Source organism: Flavobacterium aquicola, from assembly GCF_003385115.1.
Taxonomy (GTDB): domain Bacteria; phylum Bacteroidota; class Bacteroidia; order Flavobacteriales; family Flavobacteriaceae; genus Flavobacterium; species Flavobacterium aquicola.
Window position 1 is genome coordinate 177,079 of record NZ_QUNI01000008.1, and the last position, 20,614, is coordinate 197,692.

A 20,614-nucleotide genomic window follows, 5' to 3' on the forward strand; every position below is an offset into this window, starting at 1 on the left:
CAACCACCAATTATCAGCTTCACTTTTTTATAAAATACCGTCTTCATTGGTGTCCCAAGGTTACTTTATTGGGTTTCCTGAACCATTTCCGTCAATCTGATGCATTGAGTGGTTGAGTCCACTAACCAAAAGACTTATCACAGTAAACATATACACTATTATATCAATCATTTCTCAATAACTAATGGTACTCTATTAGATTTTAAACTTCCTACAAAAAACTTGTAACCTTTTTTGTTTAATGAATCTATTTTTTGTTTAGAGATATATTTTTCTATATAGTTTTTTTGAATCATATATTCTACTCTTCCTAGATATCTTTTATTTTTATCTATTTGAAAAACAGCTGTTTCACTTAAAAACTTATACTTAATTATTAAATCAAATGGAACTCTTAATTTAATTGATTTTCCCGCTTTAACTGTTAAAATTCTAAAAGGGTTAACCCAAGTTTGTTTTTTTAGATAAATTTCATTTTTCAATATGCTATTGCTATCTATATCGTGCAAATAGACATCTCTTAAAAGAGGAACTTCAAAGTTTTTCGAATCTAAAAGAATTACTTTTGTGTTCCGAATTGTAATCTCAAATCCTGGACGGTCTCTCTCATAGTAGACAGTATCCATTACAAAACAATAGTTTGATTGGCTATTGTTTTTGAGTATGACATTTACACACTTTCCGTTTATTAGATATTTATCTAGTATTTGTAATTCAAAATTAGAATGATTTTTATTACTTTTTATCCCAAAAAGAAATAGTACGATTATAAAATATAATACTTTCATTATTTAAAACAATTAAACAATTTATTATAAAGTCTCACAGTATGTAATTTATCAGCATAAGTTGGCGCATCATAATAACCTCTATTAATACTGACCCAATTGTAGGCATTCGACTCCGTCATTGCAGAACGATATTCTTCTCCTCCATGTCTGAACCAAGCTGTCATATTACCATTTACACAATCTATAACATGATTTAATTCATGTCCAATAGTACTTGCTAATTGCATATAGCTTCTAAATGAGGCTCTTGCAATCTGAACAGGGCCTCTAAATGTCTGTTCACCTGTCAAATCGTTACTCGCAACCGGAGTAAGGCCTAAAGAGCCTTTACTATCAATTGTTTCTTTCTTTTCAAATTCAGGATTGTTGGCTAGTTTCATTAAATCAGGAAATACTTTCAAACCAAATTCTTCTAAACTCAATCCTGCATAGCTTGCTTCTGCATAGGGATCTTCAATTCCTGCTGTTTTAAGTCTATCATAAATCATACCTCGCACTATAGCCTTATGAGCAAAATGATTGAGCCCACTTACGAATAATCCAGTAACAGCACCTTGCCAAAAATTCCCTCCTGTAAGCTTTGCTCCAACACCACCTGCAACTGTGCCAAAAGCAATCATACCGCCACCAGAATTTGCAAAGCTGCCTGCCCCGTGATAATTACTTGTAGAACCTCCACCTTGCCAAGCACTGCTCGCTATACTGCTCAATGCTCCAGCTGCAAAACCACTCCAAAACTTACCACCTGATATTGCGGTCATACCTCCCTGAAAAGTACCGTGTACAACAGCACTAACGGCAGCCCTAACATAGAAGTTAGTTATAGTACTACAAGCACTGCCAATCCCAAACGTAACCGCTGCACTCGCAGCGCCTATGAAAGTAGCTTTTGCCAAACCGCCAATACTAAAAGGGACATCGGCTAACAATGCTGTCAGTGTATAAGTAAGCGCTGATACCGCTGCACCAATAGCAACTGCTGCCAAAAAGGGAATGATTTCCCCACTAGGATCCGTGTACTTTAATGGATTATTTAGACAATAGCCATACTTATTATAATTCTGGGTGTTTTCAGGCTGCTGTACATAATTATCAGGCTGCAGGAATCGATGCAATTTAGGGTCGTATAAACGCCCATTCATGTGTATCAGTCCTACACTCTGCAGGTGTTCATGACCTGTGTAACCGCGGTCTAAAACCGTTAATCCAGCCAGTATATTTCCTGAGCCATCCTGTACTTTTACAATATTTCCCCATGCATCAAACAAGCGTTTCTCTACAACTGTCCCTGCCTGATTGGTTATGGCTACTATAGTACCCTGATAATCTCTGTGTAAATATAAATAATTTTGGGTTGTGCCGTCACTTTTTAATACTACAGGCGCACTATAGCCATCCCCGCCTATGTAAGTAACAAACTCTGTTACTCCTGTAACAGTATTTTGCTTAACCTCCATAGTGCCATCAGCAGAGTAATGCTTGCGGTAGGTTCTTAGTAGTTTGTCATCCTGCAGTCCTCCATAAAACATACTGCTGCGGTCATTGCCATCATTGTAGGTAAAACTGATTTTGTCAATACCTACATCTTCAATCAATACAGGACTCTTAAACGTGTTGTAACTTATGTTTTGATCGTGTCTTACGGTATAATATGAAATTGCATCAAGAGTAGCACTTATCGATTTGTTTCTATAGGTTTTGGTTCCGTCATATTCATAGGTTCCCAGGTTGTTTTTCGCAATCCTGCCTTTATCATCATAATCTTGCGTTAAAATTTGAGTCTTCGTAGCTACAACGTTATCAATAAGACAAACATTTATTGCTGTAGTATTCACTTTTTCTATTCGTAACGAAATAGTAGAGTATTGGGTAACAGTATGCGTAAAAGTAATTATCCCATTTACAGCAGCCTTTTTCAAATATTTAACTACATTTCCATCGGAAGGATTTTCTTCCTGAATGTATATATTATAAGCATCAGTACCCTGCACTTTTTGAAAACTAAAAATTACACTAATGACATCACTTATAACAGCTTCAGTTGATAATATCTTTTTTACTGTAGCACCGCTTGCAGTACCCTGAATTACTAGCTGTCCTCCGGAACTATTCATAGTAGCACCTCCTTCAGTTTGATATCCTTCGGGATCGGCAGTACTAAAAGTGTTATTAACTAAAGATAGATTTGCAGTAATTTTCGTTAATCTATCTTGGGCATCATAATCAAACGTCTCATTTTGACCAAATAAACTGTTAGTCCTGAGTGATAAATTACCCCGCTTAGTAGTAAAACTAGTTCCATGGTTCATTACATTAACTGAGCCTAAATCATGCTTTGTATAATTTAAATAACCATAAATATCATAGTCATTTGTTATTGTAATTCCATTACCTAATAAAGCAGTTAAGAGCTGTCCTCTTTCATTTACTGTACTGGTTTGCCACAACACCTGTTGGTTAGTGTTATCCAATATCTTCCATAGAAAACCGTTTTGATAGACATTTTTCACTGTTTTGGCACTCGTTTTCCCATATGCCGTTGCAGTGGATGTCTCCTTATCAATTCTACCCAGATTATCAAACGCGACCGACTTGATAAAAGTAGCATAAGGTGTGGTTTCTGTTGTTTTAAAAGCTCTTTTTAAATTGTCATATTCATAAGTATTGGTAGTTGTCTTTGATTCTAAATTATCAGTATATGTACTGCTTGTTGGTTGATTGAAAGCATTATAGGTATACGTCGTTTTGCTGTCGGTGCCCGTTCCGTTTATTGTTTTATCAGTAGTTCTTCCAGCGTCATCATAAATAAATGCAGTTGTGCCATTTGGAGTAGTTTCGTTTTTTAACTGGCCAAAAGCGTCATAACTATAAGTATAAGTACCCGCACTTGGATCCGTTAGTTCAATTTTATTTCCCCAGCCATCAATTTTCATTTCAATTTTGTTGCCCAGATAGTTAGACTCTTTCAATTGCCCATTGGCATAATACATGAAAGTTATAGCCCCTCCAGGATCTGTAGTTTGAGTTTTATTACCTAACGCATCTACAGTTGCTGTAGTAGTTTTTCCATCATCAATGCTGGTGGTAGTTAATCCGGAATAAGTTAATGTTTGTATTTTACCTGTTGGAGCCGTTATTTTTGTCGGACGCATTAGATAATCATACTCATAAGCCGTCCAAAAACCGGGAGACGAAAAATATGGTTCGCTCTCTTTTTGTTTTCTGCCTAATCCGTCATATACAACTTGCTTTGATATAAGTGAATTGGTTGCAAAACCTTTGGTTGTGCTAATTACTACTCTCCCCAAAACATCGTATTGAACTATAGTTTTGGCATCCTGATTATTTGTAGTGGTAGTTGTATAGCCACCGTCAGCTAATTTTGCATATACAATTGCTGTTACAATAGGTGTAACTGAAGCATTCGAAACCGTAGTAGTAAGTAATTTTCCCCAGTTGTCATACGTAAAATCACTAACCACACCCATATAGTCTTTGGAATATTTTACCTGTCCCAGTGTATTGTAAGTAAAATTGGTTACAAAATTCTGATGATCCGTTTTTTTAACTACAAATCGTTTCGTTGTGTCGTATTCATCTTTAATGGTTCTCGATGTTACTGCTTCAGCAACTGGAGCATCAGGAGCTGAAACTGTTTTAGTCAATAAATTACCTACTGCATCATAGGTCATGTCCTCTACAATGGCGTAGGTATTATGTCCTTTTTTTTCGGTTTTGGTTAAATTTGAATCTGTATAGGTATAAATTTCTTCGGAGGTCCGAGTATCGTTTGAAGTTACATTATTGGCCGAAGTATTTACCTGTTTGGGTCTGCCGATATAATAATCAGTTCCAGTTGTATTACTATCATATTTAGTATCAACAGTAGTGGTGCCCTGCAAAGTTACCCCACTGTATTGTTTAGTGACTCTTTTAGTTTCCAGGCCATAATAGCTAGCTGCATTAACAAGACCGTCATACGTATAGGTGCTTTCGGATTTTATACCCGAGAGGGCATCTAATGAAGTTTGCGAACTTAGCAGCACATTATATACTTTTGAGGTAGGATTGGTGTATGTAGCAAAAACATTTGTTTTGGTACTAATCAAGTTTGTTGGGGTCGCAGCAAAAACCGTTGATCCCAGTGTGCTGGCCCAGGTAATGGTATTGGCCCCTCTTAGCGTTACATCATTATTCTGTGTCGTCCAGATTTTAGGATCTGAATCCAGTAAATACCAGCTGCTCCTGGTTGTTCTGGTAAAACCAACCATTCCATAATTGTAATTCGACACTAAACCTCGGTATCTGAAATCTTGATATTTGGAAACATTATTAATGGTAGCTGTTAGTTTTGATACCAAATAGCTATTAGAGTTTCTAATAATCTCAATATTAGGATAGGTAACAGCATTAGCAGAAGAATAAAAATCGGTTACTAATCCTAATTTATAATCAGAAGCTTCCATCGGTAAATAATCAATGGTTTGTTTGATATTGCCACTCGATTCTGTTACTGATTTTAATCTGTTATCAGTATCAAGATCTTTATTGAATTGATAATATTCAATCCAATTATAATGTCCACGGACAATTACTAAATCTGTATTTGCTCCTTGGTATCTGTAATTTGATGTTATAGGAATTGGAACTTCAGGAGAGTTAGAGTTAAAAGCACCGGAATCATAAGTTAATGAAAATCCTGATCCCGTGTTCTTCCCAATATTATTGGTATATGCCGTCACCTCCCACATCGTATTATGATCGTTGATGGTCCATTTTTCCTTATAGTATTCCCTTCTAACCATAACCAAGTCTGATTTTCCATCGCCATTGATATCCATTGCATAATAACTTCTCCAATGTCTTTGAGTTTTATAGTGACTGCCCGTATCTGGCCAGTATTCTGCAATGTTTTGGATCTCTTTTGTAAAAAAATCTCCTCCCGCTGGTTTTGGATTAGCATAATAAATGTTCCATTGAGTCTGTCCTTCACCGCCTTCACTGGTAGGCAACATAATATCTGTTTTTCCATCCCCGTTGTAATCACCTAGTAGTATTTGTTTAGTAGAAGAATATTGATCTAATGTTCCAGAACCTATTACTTCCAACTCAACCCAAGGTGATACCGTAAGCTGTTTAAAACATATTATTTTATATGTCCCATTATTATTGATTACAAATACATCTGATTTTCCGTCACCGTTAAAATCTGCTACGATTCTTTTATCTCCTATTAAAACAGCATCATTTGCCAGTTTCAAATAACCACTGCTTCCGAGGGTAGTGGAGGCATTTGTATCTAAGTTTAACAAATAAAACTCTTTATTGCCATCATCTACCATTCTAACTTCGCATTGGCTCGAAACAATTTCATATACAGGTTGTAGTGACCAATAGCCGTATTCTTCGTTATAGACCTCTTCAAAATATTTAGGATCAGCACTATGGCGTGTTTTTGTAACATAGTAATATTTTTCGTTGGTTTTATTGGTAATAAGTACTTCGCTGATGCCGTCACCATTAAAATCGCCCTCTACATATTCAATGGATTGCTTTTTTGCTGGGAGCGTACAATCTTGAAAAATACTTCCATCATCCACTCCTGCATCTATTTGATAATTTAGATCTGACTGATAACCCGTATAATTATTATTGAAATTAACAATTTTAGTACTCCCAATTGGAAAGCCACTTCCGCTAGGATTTAGATTATAAATTTTAAAATTAATCTGTGATGCGGTTTCATCTGCAAACACAATAGATTGAAACTGATTAATTTTTCCATTAGTCAGGGTAGTCGCTACAAACTTTTGCCTATTTTCACCTGTAAAGGATAAACTGACAGGAGTATTTCCTGTATTATTTTTAAACAAATTTGTATAAACCTGATTATTAGCTGCAAAATCCATCCTGCCATCACCATCGAAATCTCCTGCAAGATCTACCTGATCAAATGCCAGGTTGTTTGTATAACTTTTTTCAATCCTTGTAGTACTTGTAGGAGTAGTATTGTACTCAAAGACAACAGGATTAGATTCTTCATTCTGAGCATTAACTTCATATAACTTTTGTACCCTTTCATAACCTAAATCATCAACAGTATGCAATAATTTATAAGTTCGGAAAGGTGAATTGTTCGCATAAACTGCTATGGATTTCAGGATTTGTGTTGCATAAACGGCTGTCCCTTTCATATAATCTCTTTCAATACGCTGCGCAGGAACATAATTAAATACAATTTTATCTTGAGTAGCAATACCAGCAATTGTATTACCACTAAAAACAATAGTATCAATATAAAGTTGATTGGTACTATTATAGGTTATCGTTTTATAGTTATAATTAATAAAATTCCCATAGACATCTTCATAACGCACAATATACCATGAATTTACTGAAACTGAATTTTGGTATGTTCCAGAACCCGAACTTCCATACCAGCTTCTAGAACCATCTGGAGCTGTAACAACAAAAAGTATTGTATTCCCATTTTCAATTTTTAATTCAATTTTAGTGTTGCTTTTGTATTCGGTTTCATAGGTAGATCCAACAGCCCAGTAAGTTCCTGTTTTCAACAGCAAACGTTGTCCGTCAAGAGAAAGCTTGTCATTATCATCAAAGTCGACTCCATCAACAAATCCATCTATATCCCTACGGGTAGCGATACGACTGATGGCAGAAATACTATTGATACTCCAGCCTTGACCAGCTATACCTCCCCGAACGCCACTGCTATAGGTAAGGTTTATTGTTGGTGCTACATTTTTGATACTGGGCGGAATAGCAATTGGTAATGTATATGTTGCTGTACCCGAAGCAGAAATTTGTAATTCCCCTTTAGTGTCAGTAAAATTTTGTGAGAATGTGACATAACTAATAAAACTAAAAAGGAGTAAGTAAAACTGTTTCATATATATTATTGTTTAATAATTTTAATTGTCTTCTGTTCACCGCTTGTATAAATTAAAGCAACGATATAAATACCAATTGGGTAGCTTTGAAAAGAAATATTTTGGGTGCTTATATTCCTATTCTCCAGATATGTTTTTAATACTTGACCATCTAACCCATAAACAACTATGGATGAAACAGAATTATCTTCAGCTTGCTGCCATTTAAGAAAGAGTTCCTCTTTTACTGGATTTGGATAATAGGAGATAACATCTTCTGAAGAAAATTTTTCCAAATCATCATCCGTAATTGCTGCAATCTCTTTAACCATCTCTTTTGATTGGGTCGCTGATTTAGATGTACAGCCAGAAAGGCATAACGTTCTACTGGTTTGGTTACCTGCATTATCATACGTAAAGGTGATTTTGGATATAGTTGAATTAGGAAAAGTTTTCGTGAAATTTAAACTGCAGCCTGTAGTCAAAGTAGGAGAACCATACGTGAAAAAGATTAGGTCGTTATTCTCTATCTTGGCAAAATAGCCAATCATAGCTGTCTTAGTATTGTTCCAAATTGATCCTAAATCCAAATAAGAAATAACAGGCGTTATATTCAGATGCTTTATAACCCCGACTCTCATTGGACTTGATGCCCAGCCACCACTGAAGTTTGCTGTTAGAGTATTATTGATGATTGATATGGAGCCACCTGCTCCTCCAGAACTAGTTGTTGTCAAATCAGCAAGACTAATAGACTGTGAAAAATCGGAGTAATTTTGGCTAAAAGTTAAAATAGGCAATAAGAGTAATAAGAGTAGTTTTTTTTTCATAACATATTTTGATTTTTACATTAATATCTTTTATGCATTAAAATTTCATTAAAAGATACTTTTTTTAAGATTAGCTTTTTTAATAAAATGATCTTTATCACATCAACATACTGTCATCTACTTAAAGTATGTGGTTTTTTATATCCTAAAAGATTCGGTAATTTTAAGAATATATTAAGAGATAAAAACTGACATTTATCATGTTTTGTAAAATAAAACTGCTAATATTCAATGTTAAGAAATTAGTACTTTACATTTTTCATTCAAGTAGCTTGGACAAAATTCTAAAAATATACATGTTATGTTCAGTTGTTGTCAACTTCCGAGGGCTGTAGAAAAACCGAGTGTTTTATTTGTTAATTTACAGAAACATGAATTTGTAAACATGGTGTTCGATGGCAATTTATACTATGAACAGGGTATCTATCGAACACCTGCAGTGCTGGATATATTTTCTCATAATGCCAGTAAAATGGAGGAAAGAGGATATCTTATATACAAAAAAAGAGGGATAACAGAAATGTTATCCCTCACAGCGGTCCTTACGAACCTATTTTCGAACCATTTTCTGTAAGATTTAAAGAAATTGACTATTAGATAGAAGTATAATATTTTTTTCTAAACCAAAAAGCAAGATTAACCAGTGCTATAAGTGCAGGCACTTCTACCAAAGGACCAATTACACCTGCAAATGCCTGTCCGCTATTGATGCCAAAAACACCAATGGCTACTGCAATTGCTAATTCAAAATTATTTCCAGTTGCCGTAAATGCAATTGCTGTTGATTTTGAGTAATCAGCACCAAAATATTTTCCAATGAAAAAACTAATTACAAACATTACAGCAAAATAAATAACTAATGGAATTGCAATACGGGCAACATCCATGGGGATTTGCACAATAAGTTCGCCTTTTAAACTAAACATTATTAAAATTGTAAATAACAATGCAACTAATGTTATTGGAGATATTATAGGAACATATTTAGTTTGAAACCATTCTTCGCCTTTTAATTTGATTAATGTATATCGGCTAATTACTCCGAGTGCAAATGGAATACCCAGATAAATACCTACACTTTCGGCAATTTGCCCGATGCTAATATTTACTTCAAAACCTCTATAACCAAAATAGGGTGGCAAAATTGTAATGAAAATATAAGCGTAAACACTGTAAAGTAAAACCTGAAAAATACTGTTTAATGTAATTAATCCTGCTCCATACTCCCGATTCCCTTCAGCTAAATCATTCCAAACTACGACCATTGCGATACAGCGTGCTAAACCAATTAATATTACACCAATCATATATTCGGGATATCCTTTAAGGAAAAGTAAGGCCAGCAAAAACATCAATGTTGGTCCCACAACCCAATTAAGGAATAATGATGCCCCTAGAACTTTAGTGTTTTTGAACACTTCGCCCATTTGCTCGTACTTTACTTTTGCCAATGGAGGATACATCATTAAGATTAAACCAATTGCCAAAGGAATGTTCGTTGTTCCGCTTGAAAATGAGTTAATAAATCCGCTGCTTGATGGTATAAAATAACCAATTGTGACTCCAATTGCCATTGCAATGAATATCCAAAGAGTTAAAAAACGGTCTAAAAAGCCTAGCTTTTTTCTTTCTACCAATGGTGTACAATTATTAGCAGACATAATTATTGTTTAATTTGAGAAAAGACGTAAAACATTTCAGTTGCAATTTGAAGACTTCGTTTCTGATAAATTTGTTTTTGTTGAGGTGTCTCATCAGAATTTTTTGGGTCTTCGAAAGTAATTGCGATACGTTTTTCAGCTCCAGAAATAAAAGGGCATCCTTCATCGGCACTTGAACAAGTCATTACTGCTGCGTAATCACTTGCAGGATTAAAGTTATCATCATAGGTTTTAGAAAAACCAATAACAGGGTGTTCATTTGCTGAAAACTTTATTGAATAAATCGGATTTTTTCCTTCTGATATATTTTTGATTTGAAAGCCTGTTTGTTGCAAAGTTTCTGCGACCATTGGGTATAAAGCTGTAGCTTCTGTACCCCCTGAATAGCAAAATAAGTTTTTTACATTGTAAAAAGCACCTGCGGTCTGCGCCCAGATTTGTGATAAATGACTTCTTCTTGAGTTATGAGTGCAAATTAAATTAAGTCTTATTTCTTCTTTATTGTTAACCTTGTTTTGAATGTAGTCTACTAATGGTTGCAAAGTATTTTTACGTTCATCGGATATTTGTTCAAAGTCAAAAGAACGAATCACAGTTTCAATTTCTGGATAAAGGGTATTTTTACTAATAATCATAATTACTTTCTATTGTTTTTTAATATTAGCAACAACCTGCTCCTGGAGTGCATGAATTTGCCATGTTAGTTTTTTCTGAAGCGGTGCCACATTGTTCCTGTGCAAGACAAGCAGTATGTTTGTTTGACAAAATGAAATTATTGCCATTAAAACCAAGTTCATACTTTCCGATAGTAGTGTCTTGATACTCTACTTCGATTTCATAATCGTCTATACCTAAAACTTTTTGCGAAAGCTCAATAATGTGAATTAGTTTTTGTGGTTTTAGTCGATGGTCGTAGTCATTGGCATCCCAAAGTTGAAAGTTAGCAACGGTTTCTTTTCTAACTGTGCCACCACAATCAATAAAGTTTTTGGTTATCAAACCGACTTCAGTAACATGAAAATACTCAGGAACAAAAGTCCCGTTTGGTAATTCAAAATTTACTGTTTCAACAGTTTTTAGTGTTTCTTTAATTTCTGAAAGTTTCATGATTTCTAATTTTTAATTAAACTATTATTATTTTGAATAATTGGAACTAGTTGAAAAGTTTACTTCTCCTTTCTAATAGAACTGTATCTCTCCAAATTCCATTCTGTTTTCCGATTTTTTCCCTGATACCTAATATCCTAAACCCAGCCTTTTCATGTATGCGGAGGCTTGCCTTGTTTTCTGGAAAAATCCCTGCTTGCACAGTCCACAATCCTTCTTCTTCACTTAAGGTTACAAGTTTGTTTAATAGAGAAAGTCCAATTCCTTTGCCAGAATACAATGGGTCAACATAAACACTAACCTCTGCTACTCCGGCATAAACACAGCGCGAAGAAACTGGCGTGAGTGCAGCCCATCCTGCCAATACACCATCAATTTCAGCTGCAATTCTGCAACTTGTGAGATGTGATTGATCCCATTCTTCCCATGATGGAGCACTAGTTTGAAAAGTAGCATTTCCTGTAGCTATGCCTTTTTCATAAATTAATTTAACCTGATCCCAATCAGTAACCAATAGTTTTCGGATTTCCATATTCGTTTAAATTAACAACAGTTATTTCTCTTTTTTTCAAGATGATTGGTTATGTGCTCAAAGAATCCTTTTATTTTTTCCAACCCAGGTTCATTGATACAATAACAAATGGAATTTCCTTCTATATTGCCCTTAATCACACCCGCATTTTTTAATTCTTTAAGATGCTGTGATACCGTTGGCTGAGAAAGAGGAAGTTCATTTACAATGTCACCGCAAATACAAGCATCAACTTTTAGGAGATACTCAATAATGGCTATTCGGGCAGGATGCCCTAATGCTTTAGCTAAAACGGCAAGTTCGTTTTGGCTTTCTGCAAAATGATCTGTTTTTGTCGCTCCCATATCGTTTTATATTTATATTGCAATATTACGATATTTAATTTAATCGATCTGTGTTTTTGAGATTTTTTTTAAATGATAATTTATTTTAAGGATAATAAGAGGAAAACAAGACCTACTGTAATTCGAACACTTTTTCCAGCAAGTACCAGTCCTAGCGGAATACGGATCGGTATTTTACTTCTGGGACTTTTAAATTTTATAAATTTTTCGAAATTGCGAAGATTTTTAAAAAATAAAGCATAAAAAAACTCCTTAATTTCTTAAGGAGTTTCTTGGTGGGCTGTCAGGGTTTGCAATCGAACACTTAATCCCTATTTTAACCTTTTTTGATAACTTAATGTAGGTCTTATAAAAATTAAAATCCTATATGATCACTGGTATTACTTCTATTTTTGCTAACTATTTTTCGACTATTAAACCTAAATTATATTATAGTTTTAATTTAGTCTACTGATTCCTAAATTTTCATTTTTATATAAATCAGTATTTTTAATAATTGTTGAAATAAAAGCTGCAATACTTTTTCTGGAAATAGCCGAACCAGTTTCGGGATTTCCTTTGTGAGTAATAGCATAATCTATTTCATTTCCATTTGTAAACCAATCTGGACGTAAAATCGTATAATCTAAACCTGATGCTTCAATTACATCTGCTAATTTTCTATAGGGAACCAAAACGGGTTTCAAAGGCGTTTCATAAATTCCGATAGAGCTTATTGCAACAATCCGCTTTACTTCATTTTCCTGCATTGCCTTTACAATGTTTTTTGTCATAGCTTCCAGATTTCCTGCAAGATTTACATATACAATATCCTGTCCCGCAATAGCTGTTTTTAAATCATTATAATTCATTGCATCACCTTCGATAATGGTACAATCTTCAGATTCTTGTTTTGATAAACTGTTTTTGTTTCTAAGAAATAATGTTAGTTCAATATTTTCGAGGTCTTTTATGGCAGTGATTACATATTTTGCCAGACTTCCGCCAGCGCCAATTATTAATATTTTTTTCATAGCTTATTTATTTTCCAACTCTGTTTTGCAAATGTGCCGGATAGCGATCTCCTTGTATCGTTGTCTGTGCAAATGCATAATCAATTTTCTTAATATCACTTGCAGACAAATCAATAGAAGCTCCACCAATATTCTCTGTCAGTCGATGTGATTTTGTCGTTCCGGGAATTGGTGCAATCCAAGGTTTTTGTACCAAAAGCCAGCCTAATGCAATCTGTGCGGGAGTTGCCTGTTTTTGAGAAGCAATTTCTGCCAATAAATCAATTAGTTTCTGATTTGCTTTTCTATTTTCTTCGGTAAACCTCGGAACAATATTTCTAAAATCGGTGCTGTCAAATTTTGTATCTGCATTGATTGCTCCAGTTAAAAATCCTTTTCCAAGTGGACTAAACGGAACAAAACCGATTCCGAGTTCTTCAAGTGTTGGTAAAATTTCCAGTTCCGGTTCTCTCCACCAAATCGAATATTCACTTTGCAAAGCCGTTACGGGCTGTACGGCGTGTGCTTTTCGGATAGACCCGACACCCGCTTCCGAAAGTCCGAAGTGTTTTACTTTTCCTTCTTGAATAAGATCTTTAACAGTCCCCGCCACATCTTCCATCGGAACATTTGGATCTACTCTGTGCTGATAAAATAAATCAATTACGTCAGTTTTTAATCGTCGCAAAGATTCTTCTGCAACGGCTCTGATATTTTCCGGACGGCTGTCCAATCCTTTGCTGACTTCACCTTCTTTAAAACCAAATTTAGTTGCAATAACAACTTCTTTCCGAAACGGATTCAAAGCTTCTCCTACCAATTCTTCATTGGCTCTTCCATAAGCTTCAGCCGTATCAAAAAAAGTGATTCCTTGTTGGTAGGCTTCTCTAATTAATTTTATAGCCACTTGTTTGTCTGTTGCCGGACCGTAACTTAATCCCATACAGCCCATTCCAAGAGCTGAAACTTCTAATCCTTTGCCTAAAATTCTCTTTTCCATAATTTTATTTTTTAAATTATTTAAAATGTGGTTGCGACAGATTTCAGAATAATCCATTTATCGTTTCTTTTTTCAAGATTCATAATTTGCTGTAAACGCCAATTATTTCGCGAGCCCCAAATTCGGGCATCCAATACATTCTGCCCCACAAAAACGGCTTTATTTCCATCAATCTTAATAGAAGCTTTTACTTCTTTATAGGCGTAATATTTCATCCGTTCACTTTCAATTTCCGAAAACCATTCTGCTTTTGATTGTACGTAACCCGTTATATGCGTTAGTGTGAAATTTGGATCTAAAATTTTGTTTAGTTCAGAAACATTCCTTTCAATCATCAAATCAGTCAATTGTCGGGTTGTTGCAAGAATATCTTGTTTATCAGAATCATTTTCCATAGCATTTTTTTGTTTTGAAGTTGCTTGTGAATATAAATTGGATGAATTTAAAACGAATATCAGAAGTAAAAACAGCATGAGTACTTTCATTATTATTAATCAAAAAGTTATCTGCCACCAATCCATTTTACAATTTCCGGATCACGATGATCAAAGAAAACACTTTTATTAGTATCCAAAGTAGCAATAATGTTCATATCTTCTTTACTTAATTCGAAATCAAAAATATTGATATTCTCCTCGATTCTTTCTCTTTTTACTGATTTTGGAATGGCAACAATACCTCTTTGTATCAGCCAGCGCAAAATAATCTGAGCTACACTTTTGTTGTATTTAACTGCAAGTGATTCCAATATTTTATTGGTGAACATTTCATTTCTGCCCTCGGCAAAAGGTCCCCAGCTTTCTATCTGTACATTATTTTCTTTTAAAAAACGCTGTGTTTCAATTTGCTGTGTAAAAGGATGCGTTTCGATTTGATTAATTGCGGGAACAATTTTGTTATGAATGATTAAATCTATAACTCGGTCAGGCTGAAAATTACTTACTCCAATTGCTTTTATTTTTCCTTCTTCATACAATTCCTCCATTGCGCGCCACGAACCATAAACATCTCCATAAGGCTGATGAATTAGATACAAATCCAGGTATTCCAACTGCAGTTTATCCAGTGAAGTCTGAAATGCTTTTTTTGTTTTTTCATAACCTGTATCTGATACCCAAAGTTTGGTTGTAATAAAAAGATCTTCTCTAGGCACGCCGCTTTTTTTAATAGCGGCACCAACCGCTTCTTCATTTCCATATGCTGCCGCAGTATCAATTAATCTGTAACCTGATTCAATAGCATTCAGTACACTTTTTTCACATTCTTGGGCATCGGGAATTTGGTATACTCCAAAACCCAATATTGGCATTTCAACTCCATTATTTAAAGTGATATTTTTCATTTTTATTTTAATTTAAAGGTTGAACAGAAATGCTATTTTTTTAACGAAGCCATATCGATTACAAAACGATAATGCACATCACCTTTTTCAAGACGGTGGAATGCTTCATTAATTTCCTGAATTTTTATAAGTTCAATATCTGCGGTAATATTGTGTTTTGAGCAAAAGTCAAGCATTTCCTGTGTCTCGGCAATTCCTCCAATATTTGATCCTGAAAAACTGCGTCTTCCTTTTACCACATTGAAAGCTCCAATTGGAATTGCATCAGTTGGCAGTCCTACCAATACGACACTTCCATCTGCTTTTAGAAGATTCAGGTAAATATTTACATCGTGATTGGCAGAAACTGTATCTAATATTAAATTCAGACTGTCTGTATATTTTGCCATTTGCGCAGCATCAGAAGACAAAACCGCTTCGTCTGTACCCAATCTTTTAGCATCTTCAACTTTAGCCGGCGATGTTGTAAAAACTACGACGTGCGCTCCCATCGCTTTTGCTATTTTTATGGCTAAATGTCCTAAACCGCCAATTCCTAAAATACCCACTTTTTTTCCCGGACCAATATTCCAGTGCTTAAACGGCGAATAAACAGTAATTCCTGCGCACAATAAAGGAGCTGTCGCTGCAAGATCCAGATTTTCTGGAACGTGCAAAACGTATCGCTCATCGGCTACATAACTTTCGGAATAACCTCCATAAGACGAACCTCCTAAATGCTTATCTGGCGAATTGAACGATAATACTTCGCCTTTGCAGAACATTTCTTCATCTTGGGCGCAGTAATCGCATTCACGGCAACTGTCAATGATACAGCCTACTCCAGCCAAATCTCCTACTTTAAATTTATTTACGTGATTTCCAATTGCAGTAACTCGGCCAACCATTTCGTGTCCGGGAACCATTGGGTAATTTGAACCTCCAAAATCGTTTTTTACCTGATGTAAATCGGAATGGCAGATACCGCAGAACAATATCTCCATTTCTATATCATGCGGCAGTAAAACCCTGCGCTGAATTGTCATTTCGTTTAAAAGTTCGTTGGCTCTCGTTGTTCCAAAAGCTTTAATATCTTTAGTCTGCATCTTTATAATTATTTAAATCGTTATTAAATTTTTACTTCTTTCGTTTCTTCCCAAGCCACGGTTGCTGTACGTTTTGAAATAAGCCACTGCTCATTTTCTTTCACATATTCATCTGCATAATTTGCCGCAATGGTTCTTTGATACTTATTATTATTTTCTGTACCAATAAGTGTTGCAAGGCAATAAGAAAATCCTGTCGCTTTATTTCCGTCAATGGTAATTGAGAGTTGTCCATTGTGATGCCAAACGGTTTCCAACGGTGCTAATATTGAGGCAAAACCATCTTCAATTTCTTTCCTTCCCGTGAAAGTAAAAGTTGCATCGCCCATAATTGATGTTAAAATTCCGTCTTCTGTAAAAAATGAAGCCTGAGCAACATTATCTTTTTTATCTGAAACCAAGGAAAAAGTATCAACTAATTCCTTTATTGCGATCTTGTTTTCAATTGTACTAATTCTTGTGTCTAGATCTGTTTCTTTCATTGTCTGATTCTTTAATTAATTTGTACTTTTTTATTCTTCAGATAATCCTAATAAACCTTCGTTTAATCTTGCGCCTTGAAAAGTAATTGATGCAAGTCCGTTTTCAATTTCAAGCAAATCATTGGCAGTTAATTCCAAAGCTACCGATTTGATATTATCGTCTAAATATTCAATTTTATCCATTCCAGGAATTGGTACGATAAACGGTTTTTGAGCTAATAACCAAGCCAATGCCACTTGAACCGGCGTAGCATTTTTTCTATTGGCAATTTTTGTAAGCAATTCTACAACCGGCATATTGGCTCTGATTGCTTCTGGAGTAAAGCGTGGGAAAGCGGCACGAAGATCCGTATCGCTGTCGAATTTTGTGTCTGGCGTAATTTTGCCCGTTAAAAAACCAGTTCCAATTGGCGCCCAAGGCACAAAACCGATTCCTAATGTTTCGCAAAGCGGTAAAACTTTGGCTTCCGGTTCTCTTGTCCAGATTGAATATTGATTTTGAACAGCTGAAACTGGCTGAATGATATGCGCACGCTGAATGGTTTCTGCACCGGCTTCTGAAAGTCCAAAATATTTTACTTTTCCTTCCTGAATCAAATCTTTTATAGTTCCGGCAACGTCTTCAATTGGCACATTTGGATCAACTCTGTGTTGGTACAATAAATCGATATAATCGGTTTGCAGTCTTTTTAAAGAGGCTTCAACCACTTTTCGGATGTGTTCTGGTTTGCTGTTGATTCCTGTATCTGAAATCATTCCGAATTTTGTGGCAATAATTACGTCTTTTCGGAAAGGTTTTAAAGATTCTCCAACCAATTCTTCATTTGTGAAAGGACCATACGCTTCAGCAGTATCAAAAAAGGTAATTCCTTTATCGTAAGCCGAACGAATTACATTTATTCCATCATTAATATCGGCAGCTTTACCTGTTCCAAAACTAAGGTTCATAGCGCCCATTCCTAAAGCTGATACTTCTAATCCTTGTGTTCCTAATTTTCTAGTTTTCATTTTATTATTTTTTTAAATTAATCTGTCTAACATTTTGACGGTACAAAGTTCCTTCAATACCAAACGACCATTATAAAACATCTTACGGTTATTAGTACCATTTTTACCGATTTGGACAATCCCGCTAACTTCTTAATAATCTGAACACTATATTTGTACTATAATTTTAAAGAAAACGGAGATGGAACAGATTATAACCATAGACAAAATTTTGCAATACAATGATCTTAAAGGTGTTGAAACACAGCATCCGTTAATAAGTGTATTTAACAATTCTGAATCGAAAGCATTGCCCAACAATACCCGTATGCATTTTGGACTGTATGCAATTTTCCTAAAAGCTGGAAAATGCGGCGAATTAAAATACGGAAGAAACAATTATGATTATGATGACGGAACAATGGTTTTTATTGCTCCGGGGCAAGTTATTGAAGTCAATAATCCCATTGATTATGAACCTACCGGAATGGCATTACTTTTTCATCCTGATTTAATAAAAGGAACTTCTTTAGGGAAACATATCAGCCAGTATTCCTTTTTTTCTTATGATTCTCACGAAGCGCTTCATTTATCATTGAAAGAACAGCAAATTATAAAAGATTTGTTTACTAAATTAGAATACGAATTAAGTCAGTCTATTGATAAACACAGCAAAAGCATCATAACCAACAATATTGAATTATTGCTTAATTATTGTATCCGATTTTATGACAGACAGTTTATCACCCGTGAAAATATAAATACCGATATCTTATCAAAATTTGAAAATTTGCTGAATGATTATTTTATATCCGATACGGCACAGGAAGTTGGTCTTCCGTTAGTTGGCTATTTTGCCGATCATTTACATCTTTCACCCAATTATTTTGGTGATTTAATTAAAAAAGAAACCGGGAAAACGGCGCAGGAACATATTCAATTAAAATTGATCAATTTGGCTAAGGAAAGGATTTTTGATACCGATAAGTCCGTTAGTCAAATTGCTGCTGAACTGGGTTTTAAATATCCGCAGCATTTTAATCGAATGTTCAAGAAAAATACAGGCTATACACCAAATGAATACCGAAATTTAAATTGAGTATTCGGAAAGATTAAATTTTAATTATTTACTGCTAATAGCTAATTCATAAATATTTTGCATGATATTTATATAATAGTTAGCTACAGATTTATTTGAATGATTTGCAAAGAAGCCAATTTTATTTTTTTTACAGAAGTATAAAAAAATAACGCCACTGTCTTCCAATGGCGTTATTTGTCTTTTGTGGGCTGTCAGGGTTTGCACTCGAACACTTAATACCTGTTTTGACGTTTTTTGAAAATATAATATAAAATATTACTAAGGTTTTTTTCTAAAGAAGTAAAACTCATGCTAAATTCTGTTTTGCCCACTCAGCCATTGTAAGTCCTGGACGTCCCAAAATGGTTTGCACATCATCTCTTATTACTTCCTGTGCTTTCATTCTCCCTTCTGTGGACAACTGCATTGTGATATTAGCACTTTCCATATATGTTCTTATTGAAACTGATGGAATTTGATCTGTATGAACTTTTAATGCTTCAGCATTCATTACGTTACACTTAATTTCTTTTCCTGATACTTCCGAAAGAATCTTTGCTACTTCTGAGCCTGTTAAAAGTTCAATGCTTAAAAAATAGTTCGCTCCGGCATGCTTTTTTGGCCCCTCACGCAATACTGCTGCTGAAGCAGCGCCAATATCTGATGCAAAAAACCATCCTTGTGGCATATCGTTATTGAAAACTGTAAATGAGCCTGTTTCCTTAATTGGAGGATCAACCACTAAACTCGAATCAGCAATTACGTTTGGATGAATATGTGTCCAAGACAAACCACTTGACTCTATATAAGACTCTATCAGATCGTGCCAGTTAAAATGAGGTATCAAATCTCTGCGAGACGTAAATACTCCCAAATGAACCATATGTTTCACACCTGCATCAACAGAAACATCAATAAGCATTTTGCTCTGGCGAAGCATATCTGAGGTGTAACTTGTCAATAAAAAAACACGATCAACATCTTCTAAAGCAGATAAAAATGTATCCGGCTTATCTAAATCCAATACAGTTGCTTCGCGACCTTCATGTTGCCATTTTTCTACGATATGCTTATCCTTAGAAGAAAGACGAACAATAATTCCTTCATTGTTTTTATCTAATTCTTTTATAATGTAAGAGCCGATACGTCCAGTAGCTCCAATAATTAGTACTCTTGACTTTTTATTTATACTATTTCCCATAAAACCTTTATTTACTTTTTTGTAAAGTTATGCCTTGATACTATATATTTGTTATCAATTACATAAAGGATAGTAGTTACATACAGGATAGTATATGAAAAATAATTCAAACAATACAGTTGAACAACTGCACAAGCATGCTAAATTAACTATTCAAGATACACTTGATGTAGTAGGTGGAAAATGGAAATTAGTTTTAATCAAAAGAATTCCTCGAGGCTCTGCCTCGGGGTGATGCTCAAAGATTAGTATATTTGTTTGATGAGTGAACACATTTTCAAACGACATA

Annotated in this window: 17 protein-coding genes; 1 reads left to right on the forward strand and 16 read right to left on the reverse strand. The window is 34.8% G+C overall.

The annotated features are described in order from the left end of the window. Positions 1-167 precede the first annotated feature (167 nt). From C8P67_RS14795 to C8P67_RS14870, 15 genes are all read right to left on the reverse strand, one after another. Entirely contained in the window at positions 168-788 is a 621-nt protein-coding gene (locus C8P67_RS14795; protein WP_115813942.1) for a hypothetical protein, read from the reverse strand. Beyond that, complete coding sequence (locus C8P67_RS14800) at positions 788-7,702, reverse strand: RHS repeat-associated core domain-containing protein (protein WP_115813943.1); 6,915 nt, start codon at positions 7,700-7,702, stop codon at positions 788-790. The genes C8P67_RS14795 and C8P67_RS14800 overlap by 1 nt, the downstream gene beginning before the upstream one ends. Positions 7,703-7,707: 5 nt before the next feature. Then, on the reverse strand, positions 7,708-8,511 hold the full coding sequence (locus C8P67_RS14805; protein WP_245980467.1) for a T9SS type A sorting domain-containing protein: 804 nt from the start codon (positions 8,509-8,511) through the stop codon (positions 7,708-7,710). A 593-nt stretch (positions 8,512-9,104) separates the two neighbouring features. Beyond that, positions 9,105-10,172, reverse strand: coding sequence for an ACR3 family arsenite efflux transporter (arsB, locus tag C8P67_RS14815; RefSeq protein ID WP_115813945.1), 1,068 nt, complete (start codon positions 10,170-10,172; stop codon positions 9,105-9,107). 2 nt (positions 10,173-10,174) lie between these two features. Next, positions 10,175-10,807 (reverse strand): arsenate-mycothiol transferase ArsC, encoded by a 633-nt coding sequence (locus C8P67_RS14820; protein WP_115813946.1) that lies wholly within the window; start codon positions 10,805-10,807, stop codon positions 10,175-10,177. A 25-nt stretch (positions 10,808-10,832) separates the two neighbouring features. Next, entirely contained in the window at positions 10,833-11,279 is a 447-nt protein-coding gene (locus C8P67_RS14825) for a DUF6428 family protein (protein ID WP_115813947.1), read from the reverse strand. Between the two features lie 46 nt (positions 11,280-11,325). Further along, positions 11,326-11,811 (reverse strand): GNAT family N-acetyltransferase, encoded by a 486-nt coding sequence (locus C8P67_RS14830; protein WP_115813948.1) that lies wholly within the window; start codon positions 11,809-11,811, stop codon positions 11,326-11,328. A gap of 11 nt (positions 11,812-11,822) precedes the next feature. Beyond that, positions 11,823-12,155 (reverse strand): ArsR/SmtB family transcription factor, encoded by a 333-nt coding sequence (locus C8P67_RS14835; RefSeq protein WP_115813949.1) that lies wholly within the window; start codon positions 12,153-12,155, stop codon positions 11,823-11,825. 437 nt (positions 12,156-12,592) lie between these two features. Further along, positions 12,593-13,168, reverse strand: a complete 576-nt coding sequence (locus C8P67_RS14840) for an NAD(P)H-binding protein (protein WP_115813950.1) — start codon at positions 13,166-13,168, stop codon at positions 12,593-12,595. 7 nt (positions 13,169-13,175) lie between these two features. Then, positions 13,176-14,147 (reverse strand): aldo/keto reductase, encoded by a 972-nt coding sequence (locus tag C8P67_RS14845; RefSeq protein ID WP_115813971.1) that lies wholly within the window; start codon positions 14,145-14,147, stop codon positions 13,176-13,178. A gap of 20 nt (positions 14,148-14,167) precedes the next feature. Beyond that, complete coding sequence (locus C8P67_RS14850; RefSeq protein ID WP_115813972.1) at positions 14,168-14,542, reverse strand: nuclear transport factor 2 family protein; 375 nt, start codon at positions 14,540-14,542, stop codon at positions 14,168-14,170. Positions 14,543-14,649: 107 nt separating this feature from the next. Further along, entirely contained in the window at positions 14,650-15,489 is an 840-nt protein-coding gene (locus C8P67_RS14855) for an aldo/keto reductase (RefSeq protein ID WP_115813951.1), read from the reverse strand. Between the two features lie 32 nt (positions 15,490-15,521). Further along, positions 15,522-16,574, reverse strand: a complete 1,053-nt coding sequence (locus C8P67_RS14860; protein ID WP_115813952.1) for an NAD(P)-dependent alcohol dehydrogenase — start codon at positions 16,572-16,574, stop codon at positions 15,522-15,524. Between the two features lie 23 nt (positions 16,575-16,597). Next, the gene (locus tag C8P67_RS14865; RefSeq protein ID WP_115813953.1) at positions 16,598-17,056 is read right to left on the reverse strand and encodes a nuclear transport factor 2 family protein; all 459 of its coding nucleotides are present in this window, start codon (positions 17,054-17,056) and stop codon (positions 16,598-16,600) included. Between the two features lie 30 nt (positions 17,057-17,086). Next, on the reverse strand, positions 17,087-18,064 hold the full coding sequence (locus C8P67_RS14870) for an aldo/keto reductase (protein ID WP_115813954.1): 978 nt from the start codon (positions 18,062-18,064) through the stop codon (positions 17,087-17,089). A gap of 181 nt (positions 18,065-18,245) precedes the next feature. Between C8P67_RS14870 and C8P67_RS14875 the strand changes: the two genes are divergently transcribed. Then, positions 18,246-19,142: a helix-turn-helix domain-containing protein gene (locus tag C8P67_RS14875; RefSeq protein WP_115813955.1), complete on the forward strand. Its 897-nt coding sequence runs from the start codon at positions 18,246-18,248 to the stop codon at positions 19,140-19,142. A 289-nt stretch (positions 19,143-19,431) separates the two neighbouring features. On the opposite strand, the gene C8P67_RS14885 is transcribed toward C8P67_RS14875, so the two are convergent. Next, the gene (locus tag C8P67_RS14885; protein WP_115813957.1) at positions 19,432-20,325 is read right to left on the reverse strand and encodes an NmrA family NAD(P)-binding protein; all 894 of its coding nucleotides are present in this window, start codon (positions 20,323-20,325) and stop codon (positions 19,432-19,434) included. Between the last annotated feature and the right edge of the window lie 289 nt (positions 20,326-20,614).